The organism is Streptococcus sp. HMSC078D09 (assembly GCF_001813675.1).
In the GTDB taxonomy this organism is placed as follows: domain Bacteria; phylum Bacillota; class Bacilli; order Lactobacillales; family Streptococcaceae; genus Streptococcus.
Map to the genome: position 1 here is coordinate 605,730 of NZ_KV813675.1, position 12,957 is coordinate 618,686.

13 protein-coding genes and 1 pseudogene are annotated in these 12,957 nt (G+C 39.6%); 12 read left to right on the plus strand and 2 right to left on the minus strand.

Features of this window, described 5'->3' with window-relative positions:
* Positions 1 to 68: 68 nt before the first annotated feature.
* Positions 69 to 911 carry a DegV family protein gene (locus HMPREF2926_RS08105; protein WP_049498226.1) on the minus strand — a complete coding sequence of 281 codons (843 nt, stop codon included), beginning with the start codon at positions 909 to 911 and terminating at the stop codon, positions 69 to 71.
* Positions 912 to 1,040: 129 nt separating this feature from the next.
* Here HMPREF2926_RS08105 and HMPREF2926_RS08110 point away from each other — a divergent pair, with 129 nt between their 5' ends.
* The 9 genes and pseudogenes from HMPREF2926_RS08110 to HMPREF2926_RS08150 all read left to right on the plus strand — a co-directional run bounded on the left by HMPREF2926_RS08110 (position 1,041) and on the right by HMPREF2926_RS08150 (position 8,518).
* On the plus strand, positions 1,041 to 1,610 hold the full coding sequence (locus HMPREF2926_RS08110; RefSeq protein WP_003010925.1) for a TetR/AcrR family transcriptional regulator: 570 nt from the start codon (positions 1,041 to 1,043) through the stop codon (positions 1,608 to 1,610).
* Between the two features lie 115 nt (positions 1,611 to 1,725).
* The gene (locus HMPREF2926_RS08115) at positions 1,726 to 2,688 is read left to right on the plus strand and encodes a hypothetical protein (protein WP_070587256.1); all 963 of its coding nucleotides are present in this window, start codon (positions 1,726 to 1,728) and stop codon (positions 2,686 to 2,688) included.
* Between the two features lie 173 nt (positions 2,689 to 2,861).
* Positions 2,862 to 3,854, plus strand: a complete 993-nt coding sequence (locus tag HMPREF2926_RS08120) for a hypothetical protein (protein WP_070587257.1) — start codon at positions 2,862 to 2,864, stop codon at positions 3,852 to 3,854.
* A 66-nt stretch (positions 3,855 to 3,920) separates the two neighbouring features.
* On the plus strand, positions 3,921 to 4,577 hold the full coding sequence (locus HMPREF2926_RS08125; protein ID WP_083307942.1) for a DUF443 domain-containing protein: 657 nt from the start codon (positions 3,921 to 3,923) through the stop codon (positions 4,575 to 4,577).
* A 72-nt stretch (positions 4,578 to 4,649) separates the two neighbouring features.
* Positions 4,650 to 5,339 (plus strand): annotated as a pseudogene (locus HMPREF2926_RS08130) (hypothetical protein).
* 12 nt (positions 5,340 to 5,351) lie between these two features.
* Positions 5,352 to 6,044: a DUF443 family protein gene (locus HMPREF2926_RS08135; protein ID WP_070587259.1), complete on the plus strand. Its 693-nt coding sequence runs from the start codon at positions 5,352 to 5,354 to the stop codon at positions 6,042 to 6,044.
* A 2-nt stretch (positions 6,045 to 6,046) separates the two neighbouring features.
* Entirely contained in the window at positions 6,047 to 7,027 is a 981-nt protein-coding gene (locus HMPREF2926_RS08140) for a hypothetical protein (RefSeq protein ID WP_256263030.1), read from the plus strand.
* Positions 7,028 to 7,053: 26 nt separating this feature from the next.
* Positions 7,054 to 7,626, plus strand: a complete 573-nt coding sequence (locus tag HMPREF2926_RS08145; RefSeq protein ID WP_070587262.1) for an HD domain-containing protein — start codon at positions 7,054 to 7,056, stop codon at positions 7,624 to 7,626.
* Between the two features lie 49 nt (positions 7,627 to 7,675).
* Positions 7,676 to 8,518, plus strand: coding sequence for a CPBP family intramembrane glutamic endopeptidase (locus HMPREF2926_RS08150; protein ID WP_070587264.1), 843 nt, complete (start codon positions 7,676 to 7,678; stop codon positions 8,516 to 8,518).
* 126 nt (positions 8,519 to 8,644) lie between these two features.
* Here HMPREF2926_RS08150 and HMPREF2926_RS08155 read toward each other — a convergent pair whose 3' ends face one another.
* Entirely contained in the window at positions 8,645 to 9,523 is an 879-nt protein-coding gene (locus HMPREF2926_RS08155; RefSeq protein ID WP_070587266.1) for a polysaccharide deacetylase family protein, read from the minus strand.
* Between the two features lie 175 nt (positions 9,524 to 9,698).
* On the opposite strand from HMPREF2926_RS08155, the gene HMPREF2926_RS08160 reads away from it, so the two are divergent.
* From HMPREF2926_RS08160 to HMPREF2926_RS08170, 3 genes are all read left to right on the plus strand, one after another.
* Positions 9,699 to 10,985 carry a homoserine dehydrogenase gene (locus HMPREF2926_RS08160; protein WP_061455121.1) on the plus strand — a complete coding sequence of 429 codons (1,287 nt, stop codon included), beginning with the start codon at positions 9,699 to 9,701 and terminating at the stop codon, positions 10,983 to 10,985.
* A gap of 2 nt (positions 10,986 to 10,987) precedes the next feature.
* Entirely contained in the window at positions 10,988 to 11,854 is an 867-nt protein-coding gene (gene thrB / locus HMPREF2926_RS08165) for a homoserine kinase (protein WP_021153412.1), read from the plus strand.
* 83 nt (positions 11,855 to 11,937) lie between these two features.
* Positions 11,938 to 12,918 (plus strand): hypothetical protein, encoded by a 981-nt coding sequence (locus HMPREF2926_RS08170; protein WP_070587268.1) that lies wholly within the window; start codon positions 11,938 to 11,940, stop codon positions 12,916 to 12,918.
* The last annotated feature ends 39 nt before the right edge of the window (positions 12,919 to 12,957 follow it).

The following is a 12,957-nucleotide window of genomic DNA, read 5'->3' on the forward strand; positions in this document are numbered from 1 at the left end:
CTTGCTCAACAATCCAAAAACAATTGAGAGGCTAGGACTTTTGTCCCCAGCCTCTTTTTAGTGGTAACTTAAATTTCATAGCCCATGAGGAGGCCGCCTTCTTCGGCGTAGAAACTACAAAGTCCAGAAGTAGGAAGGACTTCAATCATTGCATGGGCAAATTTTTCTCGAACCAATGCAGAGAATTGCTCGATAAATTTTTCATTGTTGCGGTGGGCGATGGTGATATGACCGCCTGCATAACCCGCCTTGATCAATTCATCAAAAGCCGCCTTGATCGCTTTCTTTTGGCCCCGAGCTTTTTGAAGCAGCTCAAGAGTACCCGTCTTACTAGCTTCCCCAACCATACGGATATTGAGGAGCCCGACAACAGTCCCGATCAATTTGCTGAGACGCCCATTTTTTACCAGATTATCAACCTTGGCCAAAACAAAGAGCAACTTCGTCTTAGACTGGTAGGTCGTGATCACATCGACTACTTGATCAAAATCGAGGCCTTCAGCGACCAACTGATTGAGCTTGCGAACGATCAGGTCCACCTCACCCCCAGCTGATAAGCTGTTAATCACGTGAATATTGGTATTCGGATGCTCTTCCAGATAAATCTTCTTGGCCACCTCTGCGCTGTTGTAGCTACCTGAAAGGGTTCCAGTGATGGTCACAACGACGATATTTTCAGCCCCTTCAAAAGACTTCATGTAGTCATCCGGACTCGGACAGGCAGACTTAGAAGCTGTCGTGGTCGCATACATCTCCTCCATCATCTGGTCGATATTGAGTTGGGCATCATCTGTATAGATGGTATCACCCACTTGGATGGTCAATGGGACACTGACAAACTCCGTATCCGGTGCCAGATTGTCCAAAGAGCGGTAGTCACAGCCTGAATCCGCAATAATTTTCCATTTCATCAGTTCATACCTCATAATTGTATAAAAATGTACATTGACAAGTAGTATGTCTTCTTTTACAATTATATCATGAAGTACAATGCTATCCAAGCAGATATCATCAGGTGAGACAGATAGAAAGTAAATGTTATGGCAGAAAGAAAAATATCCGAGAAATCCTTGGAAAATCTCAAACGATTTAACCGAGAAAACAATGCGATTACACGAGAATCCATCGAAATCTCTCTCCTGCAATTGTTGGAGAAAAAAGATCTGAAAAAGATCACCATCTCTGAGCTGGTTCAGCGTGCGGGTGTCTCTCGCGCAGCCTTTTACCGTAATTATGACTCCAAAGAAGAGATTCTAGAGTCCATCTTTCAATCTAGTATCGCAAAGATTACCAAGTCTTTAGATGGCTACAATCTCAAGACAGACCTTTACCAAGTCTGGGTCTACCTCTTTAAGGAAGTCAAGAAAGAAGCCAAGATCATCAGTCTAGCTATTGATTATAATTTCGAACGGCTCTTGACCAAGGCTGTTTATGATTTTTTAGAAAAAAGAAATGGCAGCTCCTCGAATGGCGCTGGCAGCTACCTCAATTCCTTCTGGAGCTCAGCCATTGTCTCTGTCATCTCCAAATGGATTAAGGATGGTATGAAGATCCCCGCCGAGAAGATCGCGACACTTGGTCTGCCCCTCTTTCCACAAAAGAAGAAGTAAACACCACCGAGAGGTGGTGTTTTTTCTTGCAACTATTTCCAACTAGTGAGGAAGTTGCCCCAGTCGCAAAATTTCGGTATGATGGTAGGAGTTAACTACGAGCGTGGAGGTTGAAATGAAACGAGTGAATAAGAAAGTAGTAGGAGTGCTAGTCCTTTTAGTAAGTATAGGCTCTTTCTATATGTGGAAGCAAGTTCAAAAACATGAAAAAACGAGTCAGCAAGAAACCGAGCAGAAATATATTGATGCGAAAACCGAGAAACCTACAATTCATGTTTTTGATGACAATAAATTTGTATTTGTTGCGCAAAAAGATGGGATAGGTGGGATAGCATTCGGTCAAGACTATATTTCAGTTTTGGATGTCCATCAAAAAGAGATCAATCAAAGTATGATTGATAGAGAGAAAAATGGTTCACCTAAAATTGCAAAAGATGAGTATTTTAATATTATTTCTTATGATTTGAATGCTTCTGGCTTTCCAAGTAAAAAGACGGAAGTATATCAATTATTAGGGAAAAAAGAGTATCGAGGTGCGTACGATATCAGTCAGTATTATGCTGATAACAAGGATTACATACCGGTAACTTTGTATAAAGTTGGAAATAATGATAGTAGAAAAATCATAGTTGATATTACGAATCAAAAAATTGAAAATCTTGAAAATTTTGAGGATAATGGAAAATCAACTTTTTCTGCCGCTGAGCAGGAATTGTCAAAAGGGAATGTATATAATAACATTCGACAAGCTATGAAAGAGAAGTACCATTTGAAATTCACGGCTGGTTATATTGATACCTTACTTTCAAAAGAAGATCGTGAAAAGATAGATATCTCCAATACAAACTTTGCCCAAGACTATCCGGAAATGGCTAAGGATATAAAGGATTTAGCTCGTTTATATATGAGACCTAAACAGTACTCAACCAAAGAGTGGTTTGATACAGTTCTTCATTGGTTTGCACCAAAGGGGCAGGACGTGTTAGAGGTCTATGCGACGGATCCAAAGACTGGTGAGAAAACACAAATAAAATCCTACGATGAACTGCAGGTTTGGTCTGCTAATCATACAGACTAGAAAGGGTAAGAAATATTATGAAAAGAAAAAGTGTTATAGTAACACTAGTATTAGTAACTTTGTTACTGATTTGGACGAATGTCTGTCAAAGTTTTCCTCAAAGCAAAATCAAATGAGTTTGATATGAGGTTGATAGGATACACGTCATATCTCAATAACAACAAAGGAGATTTATGGTTAAAGATTATAAAGAACTAAGAAGACGATACAATATTCCAGTGATAGTCCTATTGGTCATTCTAGCCTTACCGTTTTTATATATCATGCAAGTGACCCAAAGTAAAAGGATCGCGACTATTTGTTTTTTGATTTACTTACTGATGGAGCTGATTCTAGTTATCATTAAAGATACTCTTTTAGTCAAAAAGTTGAATAGTCTTATCTATCAGGATATAAATCTTGACTTGATGGCAAGCTATATTCTGAACCAAAAAAGAAAGAGTATCAAAACTATTAAAGCGCGTGTACAGTTTGCCACTATTTTCTATTCCTATAGGATTGGTGACTTTGCTGCCATCGAAGCAGTTGTAGACGAACTCAAAAATAATCAAAAGTTTACAGATGTTGAACAAGTAAAATTAAACGAAATTCTATTGAATGCAAACTTATTTTCAAGGCCAGATTTGAAGGAGGATGAGTTTGAGGAGTTACTAGCTAACTATTTGGCAGATGTTGAACCACTCAAGATGGCATACAGAGCTCGCTATGATCTACTGGTCAAAAAAGAGTCCAATGATGCCGTTCTAAAGGAAGTGACAAACAACAAGTTCTCACAATTGGAATCTATGTATCTGAAGGCAGTCAATGAGTACCTCAAAGGGAATAGAAATAAGGCAATGGAGCTATTTCGTACCATTGCGAAAGAAGATGAGGGATTGTATCTGGTCCGAATGGCTCAGGCCTATCTAGATAGTGAAAACTCGGGAGAAAAGAGTGTTTCGCTTGATACGAGACAAGAAGAAGTTACTTTGAAATTATTGCGAATGAAGCTGGTAGAAGTCAAACCAGCTAAATCAACTAAATCCACAAAAGGACTTTCTTTTTTCAAAGGCTGGAAAATTGCTTTACTGTTAATCCCGCCGTTTTTATTGTATGCGATGGTCTTAGTTGTAATAGCAGTCTTCAAAAAAATAGGGGCATTCGTTCTCTCGAAATCTGGAAAATAGGTGAAATATTCTTATATTCAGAAGTACACATAGAAAATAACTGAATAGAAGCAAGGTGAAAAATCAATGGAATTAAAATTTAAAAATTCAAATATGACCTGTTTTCAGATTGTCCAGATAGATCAAGAATCGAAGAAGTATATCATGGATACGAGTACAATGAGACCTAAGAGTTACTACTGGGGAATTAAAACAGATACGATTACAGTGGATATGGTGGAGATCGAAAAGAATAACAATCATTTCGAAATTAAGCCCACAACACCTGTCAGTACGACAATGGCAGCCATCATTGTCCAACCAATTGTCAAAGTTGGTTATGATGTTCTAAAGCGGCTTTTTATTCAAAACAATCTTAGTGAGCAAGTGTTATTAAAGTTATTGCTCTTTGCAATTTCAATGCTGATTTCTTATTTTGCCATTCTGATTTCATTAAAGTTGGCCCATAAAAAAGCAGATAAATGGATTCCTAAAAACAGTCGTAAATACACAGTTACCTTTAAAACTATTAAGAAAAGTAACGGAGGAGTATATCCTTTAGTAGGGGTAATTTTCATTTGTTTACTTTTCTTCCTTGGTGAAAATAATGGAACTGAAGGTGCTTTTTTGGTAATCAATGGAATCGTATGCTTATTCTTTTTCATGTTTACTCTAGGAAGTTTCCCAATTGCTCTTCCCTATAAGCAAGGTCAAATTGTTCTTGAAAACATAGAAGAACAGTAGAAGTTTTGTGATATCGTAGAAGTTACATAATTGGCAAATACCATTAATTCAGAAAGTGATCGAATAAAATAAATGGAAGTTAATTTTAAAGCCTTGGATGTCTATTATTTTGGCATCCTTGAAATGAATGGAAAAAGGTATGTTTTAGATTCAAATTCGTTGACATCTAAACGTTACTATTGGGGATTTGCTCCTAAGGAGTTCAAGTTGGATATCATAGAGTTAGAGGCTTCAAATAGAAACTTTGACAAAAAGATTAAAATGGCTCCAGAAGGTAGACGTTCGATAGCGATAAGTATTAGTGTTGCACTTAGTTCAGCTCTATATAGAATAGGGGCTGGAATTTTTAGATATTATAGCATTAGTCAGAATCTCTATTTAAAAATCTTGTTATTTCTAATTTCAATTCTGGTAGCTTTTGTCATTTATAGGGGAATCCTTTAGAAATCTCGAAAGGAAATTGCCAGACGACTCACACCCAATCGTCCAAAGTGTAAGATTGTCTTTCGAAATGTAAAGAAGCAGCGACAATTTCATGCTTATCTTTTTCTTATTCCAATTTTTATTGTGTTTGGATTCTATATGAATACTCATGATGGAACTGAAGCTTGTTTTCTTTATATCAATGGCATGTTGGCTTATCTTTGTATTTGGATAGAGTCAGGTAGTCTTCTATTTGAATATGCGTTTGAGAAAGGGCGTGTTGAATTTGAGAGACTGGAAGCAGTGGATGAGGATAAATCTGTTTACAAAGAAAATTAGAAGGAACTATGCATGCTAAAAAAAGCAAAAATAGAACAATTATCAAAAATTAATCTTCGTTACCGGATCTTACAAATGGATGGTGAGTCTTATTTAGTCGATGCCGATCGTCCCTTTCTCATTAGCTATTTCTTTCCATGGATTTTAAGCTTCATCCCTCATCGAGCCTATCCTTTAACTAAGGAAGAAGTGCAGACTCTAGCTCCCTCGGATCTTTCTAAAGTTCTCAATAAAAAGGATACTCGGAAGAAAGGTTTTGCTTCAGCTTTCGGTATGGGTACAACTGCCGTGCTGTTATCGAAGGCTTTTCCTGTTGAAAAATATCTTTATTTTACTTCACATGTGCTAAATTTTGGAATGTTGGCTCTAGTTTTTAGCCTTGTAATAGGGATTCGGATATGGACAAGCATTCGGAAACCAATGCCCAACATTGTAAATAGCAACCACCCTATAAAGATATACCTCGTCGCAAATGATAGAAAGCATCGATTATTATCAATGATAGCTCCAACTTTTTTTGCTGGGTTGGTTGTATTTTCATCTTGTGCAATATTTAGTAATATTGCACAAAACTTTATCCTTCATATAGCTTTGTTGATATTTTTATCGCTGTTTGTGTTTTCTGGTAATATGCTATTTTTTTCACCAGTGGTGGATTACAAAGTGAAAATTAAATCTCCTAGAAAGGATCTATTTAAATCGTGAAAATGACAAAGAAAAAAATGATGCTATCCTTACTGGTTTTGCTCTCGCTCATTGGTGGGATTTGGCTCTATATACGCTTTTCAACTGAGAGTTATTACAAGCAATTTCAGGAATATAGTGGAAAAGCCAAAATTGATGACTATGAGATGATTGCGGATGGTGCAGGCATGATTACTCACTGGAAATCAACCGATCCCAAGGAAGACCGGTTGATGAGGGCATATGGGTCTTATTATTATTTTGATCCTGTCAGAGTCGGTTCAAAGCATATTTTGCATATGAATATGAAATTGAGAGAGGATCTGTACTTTCAGGAAAAACATCCATCTAAGGATGAATATTGGACTGTTAGTGTTTACAAAGTTGATGGAGAACGATTAAAAGAAGAGAAAGAGATTGATTTGTTTAAAGTTGTTGAACAGTTCGATCCGGATTATATTCCTACAGAATTAGGTTCAGTGTATTCATGGAATGGACGTGAGTTAGCTGCATTACAAATTCGCAGTACCAAAGATAACTCGGTTCGGAAGATGATGTATTTAAATTTAGATACTCGTAAACTGGAACGAAATGAAACCTTAGAGAATGATCACCAAAGAAAACCGGTTCCGGCTTTCAATGCACGACTTGATCGTGATAAGAGCAGTATTGAAGAATTGAAATTTTTTGATAATTGGTTTTCAATTGATCCTAAGGATCTCTCAAAAACGCAATTTAAGAAATCTTCCAAGGCCTATCAGCTCTTAAAGGAAAAAGATACCAAAGTCATAGTAATAAAACCCCAGAATAGTGCGGATCAATATGCAAGAAGTATTGCTGTATTTGAACTCTTTATGAAGAAGGGTGTGAATCTCTATCAAGATGTCACCATTCCAGCTGAGGTATCAAAAGATGGTCAGGTGCATACCACTCAAACAAAAGGAGAATTTGATCACTATTATGATTTAGAAAAGGCAGGCAAAGCCTACCATGAGATTGATTGAAGTAAGAAATACAAAGGACAAGAACGATGATCGAAGAACGAATCCAAGCTGCTAAGCAGTATGTAAAATCCTTATTTGCTGATCGAGCGGATGGCCATGATGTGGAGCATACCCTCCGCGTCTATACCAATGCTATGAGAATCGCACAAGCAGAAGGTCCATGTGATCTGGAGATAGTGGGCTTGTCAGCTCTTCTTCACGATGCTGATGATGATAAATTGTTTCAAACAGAGAATAATGCGAATGCTCGCATGTTTCTAGAAGAGATCGGTATTCCTCAAGACCAAATCGACCAGATTTGTCGGGTTATCAATGCTGTTTCTTTCAGCAAAAATCGTGGGAAGCATCCAGAAACCTTAGAAGGCAAGATTGTCCAGGATGCTGACCGCCTGGATGCGATAGGAGCTGTAGGAATTGCGCGAACATTTTCCTATGGTGGCCACAAAGGGAGGTCCCTCACTGATACCGTCCAACATTTCCATGACAAGTTGCTTATCTTAAAAGATGAAATGAACACGGAGACTGCCAAACAAATGGCAGAAAGTCGCCATCAATTTTTAATCACCTTTCTAAATGAACTAGAGAAGGAACTGGACTGAGTAAAATATTGAAATTAATTTTTATAAAAGACTCATTTGAAAGGAAGATATGCTAAATAGACTATTGAAAAGCCCTATTTTAAGTTGTTCAATTATATTTGTTATCTGTTCAGTAGCAAGGCTATTCGAATACTTCTATATGAGGACAGATGAAACTTTTTTATCGGAGAATTTTCTACATAAGCTTTTTGGAATACTTTTATTGTGGGGAATTCTTTCAATTAGCAAATTAAGATGGATAGATATTGGTTTTACACCTAATGGAATTATAAGAGGTATAGGAAATGGCCTGCTTTTTGGCTTAGTATGCTCCATCTTTGCATATTCAGTTGAGTGTATTGTTCTCTTGTTTCTTCATGGCAATGTTCACTTATCATTTTATGCGAGTGGTTTCTCTTTAACTGATGAAAAAGGAACACAAGCAGGCATCTTATTTATCTTGTTAAGTGTCTTATTTAACCTGATAAACGTGTGGATGGAAGAAGGAGTTTTTCGTGGCCTTTTCACAAAAATTCTTGAAGGGATTTCTTACCGCAAGAGTCTATTCTTTATAGCCTTCCTATTTGGAATATGGCATTTGGCAATGCCCTTAAGAGATTATCTTCAAGAAGAATCGTCACTCTTAAATCTTATTGTTATGGGAATTGGCTATGTTATCCTAGCGGGAATGATGAGTATCAAATGGTCTTTACTTTACAAAATGACAGGTTCCTTGTGGCTAGGACTAGGAGATCATCTTTTCAACAATCTTGCTTCAAATCTGGTTCATGTTGTCTCAAATTCTGAATCAGATAGCTTGCAGATAACGAGAATTATTCTTTGGCAGTTGTTGTCATTTGCAATTGTTTTGAGCATTTATAAAAGAAAGTCGAAGGCTATAGCGAATCAATAATGAAGCTCTTTTAAGAATTTTTGAATCCTATTACATTTTATGAATCAACGATTAAAAAATTTTTTATAAGGAACTCTAACAAAAAGCCCCTGTCTGAAAACGATGATTTCAGACAGGGGGCTTTCTTTATTCTTGGATCATGGCTAGGAGGTCCTCTCCTGTAGTGGTTGGAAGGATCCGGACTCGTTTGAGGGAATAGAGTCCATCAGCGGAGCTGGCTAGTCCATTTTTAGTGGTGAGGCCAAGTTTGTAGTCAGCTTTCTTGGCTTGGTCGATCGTGACCTGGCTGTAGCGACCAGATGGGTAGACGATAACGCTAGTATTTTGATCCAGCACCTTATCCAGCAGGCGTTTAGAAGCGACCAGCTCATTCTTTTGGGTCTCAAGACTGGAATTGGCTAGGTCTGGATGATTGACCGTATGGCTTTCAAAGGTCAAGCCAGCACTTTTCATCTCTTTGATTTGGTCAAAGGTCAGGACATTTTCTTTTTCCTTTTGGGTAAAGTCCGTGATGATATTGTTAGTGGCGGTCATCTTGTACTTCTTAAGAAGCGGATAGACGATGGTATAGAAATCCTCGACGCCATCATCAAAGGTCAACCAGACATATTTCTTTCCTTTTGGCACTTCATTTTTTGCGAGGATCCGATAGGCTTCCTCAGGTGTCAGGGTGTAATAACCCGCTTTTTTCAGGGCCTTTAGTTGGCTTTCAAAGGTTTCTGGATCGACAATCAGATTGGCATTAGCAGCTTCGGACTCAGCCATATTGTGCACGGAGTGGTACATGAGGATGGGCAGTTTGACCGGCTTTTTCACTCGGGTCCACTCGATAGAGGAGCTACCTTCCTCGAGAGAACGCGTTACGGCAGTGCCACTGGTATTCCCGTCACTCGGCTGAGTGATCCGTTTGATCAGAAGAAAGCTACAAATAAAGATACAGACTAGGAGGAGGGCATTGATTCCAAGTAGGGCTTTGATTTTTTTAGGTACTCTTCGTTTACTCATAGTGTCACCGTTTTCATTATTTTCTTTATTGTACCACAAATTCTATGTTCTTTTCCAGAACTTGCTACAGGAAGATCCTGTCATGAAAATTCAGAATTTTTAAGGCAATTGGCTGTCAAACGCTCAAGTTTTTGTTATAATGGAGCTACTATAGAAAATTCAAGGAGTCAATAGGATGTCTGTTAAGATTGCCTTACTAGGATTTGGTACTGTTGCTAGTGGCGTACCATTTTTATTAAAAGAAAACCATGAAAAAATCACCCAGGCAGCTCAAGATGAAATCGAGATCGCTAAGGTCTTGGTTCGAGATGATGAGGAAAAGGAAAAATTACAAGCTGCTGGTCACGACTACAACTTTGTGACCAATGTCGATGAAATCATTGAAGACAAAGACATTGCCATCGTTGTGGAATTGATGGGCCGTATCGAGCCAGCTAAGACCTTTATCACCCGTGCGCTTGAAGCGGGTAAGCATGTGGTCTCTGCTAACAAAGACCTTCTTGCCGTTCATGGAAGCGAGTTGCTAGAGATTGCTCAAAAACACCAAGTGGCCCTTTATTATGAAGCTGCCGTAGCTGGTGGGATCCCAATCCTTCGGACCTTGGTGAATTCCCTTGCTTCCGACAAGGTGACTAAGGTTCTTGGTGTGGTCAATGGAACATCTAACTTCATGATGACCAAAATGGTCGAAGAAGGCTGGACTTATGAAGATGCTTTAGCAGAAGCGCAACGCTTAGGTTACGCTGAAAGTGATCCAACCAATGACGTCGAAGGGATCGATGCTGCCTACAAGATGGTGATCTTGAGCCAATTTGCCTTTGGGATGAACATCCAATTTGATCAAGTGGGTCACAAAGGGATCAGCCAGATCACTCCTCAAGATGTCTCAGTCGCTCAAAGCCTTGGATATGTCATCAAGCTTGTCGGATCCATTGTTGAAACAGAGTCAGGGATTGCAGCAGAAGTGACACCAACCTTCCTTCCAAAACAACACCCACTTGCTGGCGTGAACGACGTTATGAATGCGGTCTATGTGGAATCCATCGGTATTGGTGAGTCTATGTACTACGGACCAGGTGCTGGCCAAAAACCAACAGCGACAAGTGTCGTAGCTGATATTGTGCGCATTGTCCGTCGTCTAAAAGAAGGAACGATCGGTAAAGCCTTCAATGAATACAGCCGCCCTCTTCAATTGGCTAAGCCAGAAGACGTGAAAAATAACTATTATTTCTCAATCAAGGCACCAGATGCGACTGGTCAAATCTTGCGTCTTGCGGAAATCTTTAATGCAGAAGGAGCTTCCTTCAAGCAAATCCTCCAAGAAGACTCAGATGGTCAATTTGCAAGTGTCGTCATCATTACCCACCAAGTCAACCAAACACAATTCAAGAACTTGGTTGAAAAATTGGATTCAGAGGCGAATTTCGAACTTTTGAATACCTTTAAAGTCTTGGGAGAATAAGCATGAAAATTATTGTTCCAGCAACCAGTGCCAATGTAGGGCCAGGGTTTGATTCTGTTGGGATTGCCGTGACTCGCTATTTGACTATTGAAGTCCTTGAATCAGCTGATGCTTGGTTTATTGAGCATGATCTAGGAGCAGGGATTCCGACAGATGAGAAAAACCTCTTGCTCTCAACAGCTCTTTCTATCTCAACGGATATGCAGCCCCATCGAATCAAGATGACCAGTCAAGTGCCTTTGGCGCGTGGTCTTGGATCTTCTAGCTCGGTCATTGTCGCAGGGATTGAATTGGCCAACCAATTAGCCAACCTCCAGCTATCAGACGCTGAGAAATTACGCATCGCGACCGAGATCGAAGGTCATCCGGATAATGTAGCTCCAGCTATCTTTGGGAATATGGTCATTGCGAGCTACATCGGTGAAGATGTCCAATATGTCACGGCTGACTTCCCAAGCTGTGACCTTGTCGCTTTTGTACCGAGCTACCAATTGAAGACCAGTGATAGTCGGAATGTCCTACCGAAAGAATGGTCTTATAAGGAAGCTGTTGCAGCTAGTAGCGTAGCCAATGTCGCTATCGCAGCTCTCCTCAAGGGAGATTTGCTGACGGCTGGTCGCTCCATCGAGTCTGATCATTTCCACGAACGCTACCGTCAATCTCTTGTCAAAGAGTTTCCTCAGGTCAAAGAAGTCGCCCATGCGCATGGGGCTTACGCCACCTATCTGTCGGGAGCAGGCCCAACGATCATGAACCTCTTAGCGCCAGAGCATACAGCAGCCTTTGTTGCAGCTCTCGAAAAACTCGGGCTAGATGGTCAGATTTTCCAACTTAAAATTGACACATTTGGCGTTCGTGTTGAGAATTAAACCCGAATGTAACACAAATGAAAGAAGGATGTATACGAATGTATATGTCCTTTTTGCTTCTCCTATGGTAGAATGGGAACAGTATGGGGAAAAGCTCAAGCTTTCCTGAAAATCTAGGGGGAAACATGAAACCAGAATATTTATATAGTATTGCTACCGATCTTGGTCTGCAATTTGATGGCGAAGCTCGTGTGATGTATGGAGAGCGTGAAGGCTTCTTGTTGGTCATTGAAGGCGCTCAAACCAAGAATGTATTTACCATTTCACTCAGTGTGAAACAAGGTTCCGAAGGAGACTTGATCGAAGATAGTGAAATTCTTTGGAATGAATTAAAAGAACAATCAAAAGCCGTTAATGCTATCTCTTCTGATGGTTACTTGACCTCGATCGTTGTCAAAGGTGGAATGACCAAAGGGAAGGCTGTCGAAACCTTATGGACAGCTATCCAAGATATTGTTGATTTCTTACTCAACCAACAATTTGTGCAAGTGAATGCGGAAACGGGTGAGGAAGGACCAATCGGTCTGTATCAAATTGGAGATGCGATCTTTTTAATCGACGATGCAACCTTTAGAGCCTACCAAGCCGAAGTGCAAGATACAGTTGAGGCTTATGAAGCGCGGGAAGAAAACTTCCTTTTGGGGATTGTAGGGGCTGTGATCGGTGTAATCATCGGTGGAGCAGTTGCCCTCTTGGTAGCGCGTCTTGGCTATGTATCTGTTTTAGCAGGGGCTGCCCTCGGTTATTGTACCATCAAAGGTTATGAGATTCTTGGTAAGAAATTGACTAAAAAAGGTGTGGTAGTTTCAGCTATTTTGATGGTCTTGACCGTCTTTTTGGTCAACCAATTAGATTATACTTTGGCGCTTATGAGTGAACTGGATTTGCCATTTGATATGTCCTGGACGCTTCTCAATGAAGCGACATTCTCAGGGGATGTCCCTGATAAATTTTACTTGAATCTAGCACTCTTAGCTGTCTTTACTCTTGGTGGTGCTTGGATTTCGGTCAAATCAGCTCTGGATGGACAAAAGAATCGTGCCATTGCTCGTAAAATTGCATAATGAATGATAAAAGGAAGGCCTGAATATTATAGGTCTTCT

Coding starts and splice junctions, on each gene's coding strand:
- HMPREF2926_RS08155 (WP_070587266.1), bottom strand. CDS start 9,523: ATGAGTAAACGAAGAGTACCTAAAAAAATCAAAGCCCTACTTGGAATC.
- HMPREF2926_RS08135 (WP_070587259.1), top strand. CDS start 5,352: ATGCTAAAAAAAGCAAAAATAGAACAATTATCAAAAATTAATCTTCGT.
- HMPREF2926_RS08105 (WP_049498226.1), bottom strand. CDS start 911: ATGAAATGGAAAATTATTGCGGATTCAGGCTGTGACTACCGCTCTTTG.
- HMPREF2926_RS08110 (WP_003010925.1), top strand. CDS start 1,041: ATGGCAGAAAGAAAAATATCCGAGAAATCCTTGGAAAATCTCAAACGA.
- HMPREF2926_RS08140 (WP_256263030.1), top strand. CDS start 6,047: ATGACAAAGAAAAAAATGATGCTATCCTTACTGGTTTTGCTCTCGCTC.
- HMPREF2926_RS08170 (WP_070587268.1), top strand. CDS start 11,938: ATGGGGAAAAGCTCAAGCTTTCCTGAAAATCTAGGGGGAAACATGAAA.
- HMPREF2926_RS08160 (WP_061455121.1), top strand. CDS start 9,699: ATGTCTGTTAAGATTGCCTTACTAGGATTTGGTACTGTTGCTAGTGGC.
- HMPREF2926_RS08120 (WP_070587257.1), top strand. CDS start 2,862: ATGGTTAAAGATTATAAAGAACTAAGAAGACGATACAATATTCCAGTG.
- HMPREF2926_RS08150 (WP_070587264.1), top strand. CDS start 7,676: ATGCTAAATAGACTATTGAAAAGCCCTATTTTAAGTTGTTCAATTATA.
- thrB (WP_021153412.1), top strand. CDS start 10,988: ATGAAAATTATTGTTCCAGCAACCAGTGCCAATGTAGGGCCAGGGTTT.
- HMPREF2926_RS08125 (WP_083307942.1), top strand. CDS start 3,921: ATGGAATTAAAATTTAAAAATTCAAATATGACCTGTTTTCAGATTGTC.
- HMPREF2926_RS08145 (WP_070587262.1), top strand. CDS start 7,054: ATGATCGAAGAACGAATCCAAGCTGCTAAGCAGTATGTAAAATCCTTA.
- HMPREF2926_RS08115 (WP_070587256.1), top strand. CDS start 1,726: ATGAAACGAGTGAATAAGAAAGTAGTAGGAGTGCTAGTCCTTTTAGTA.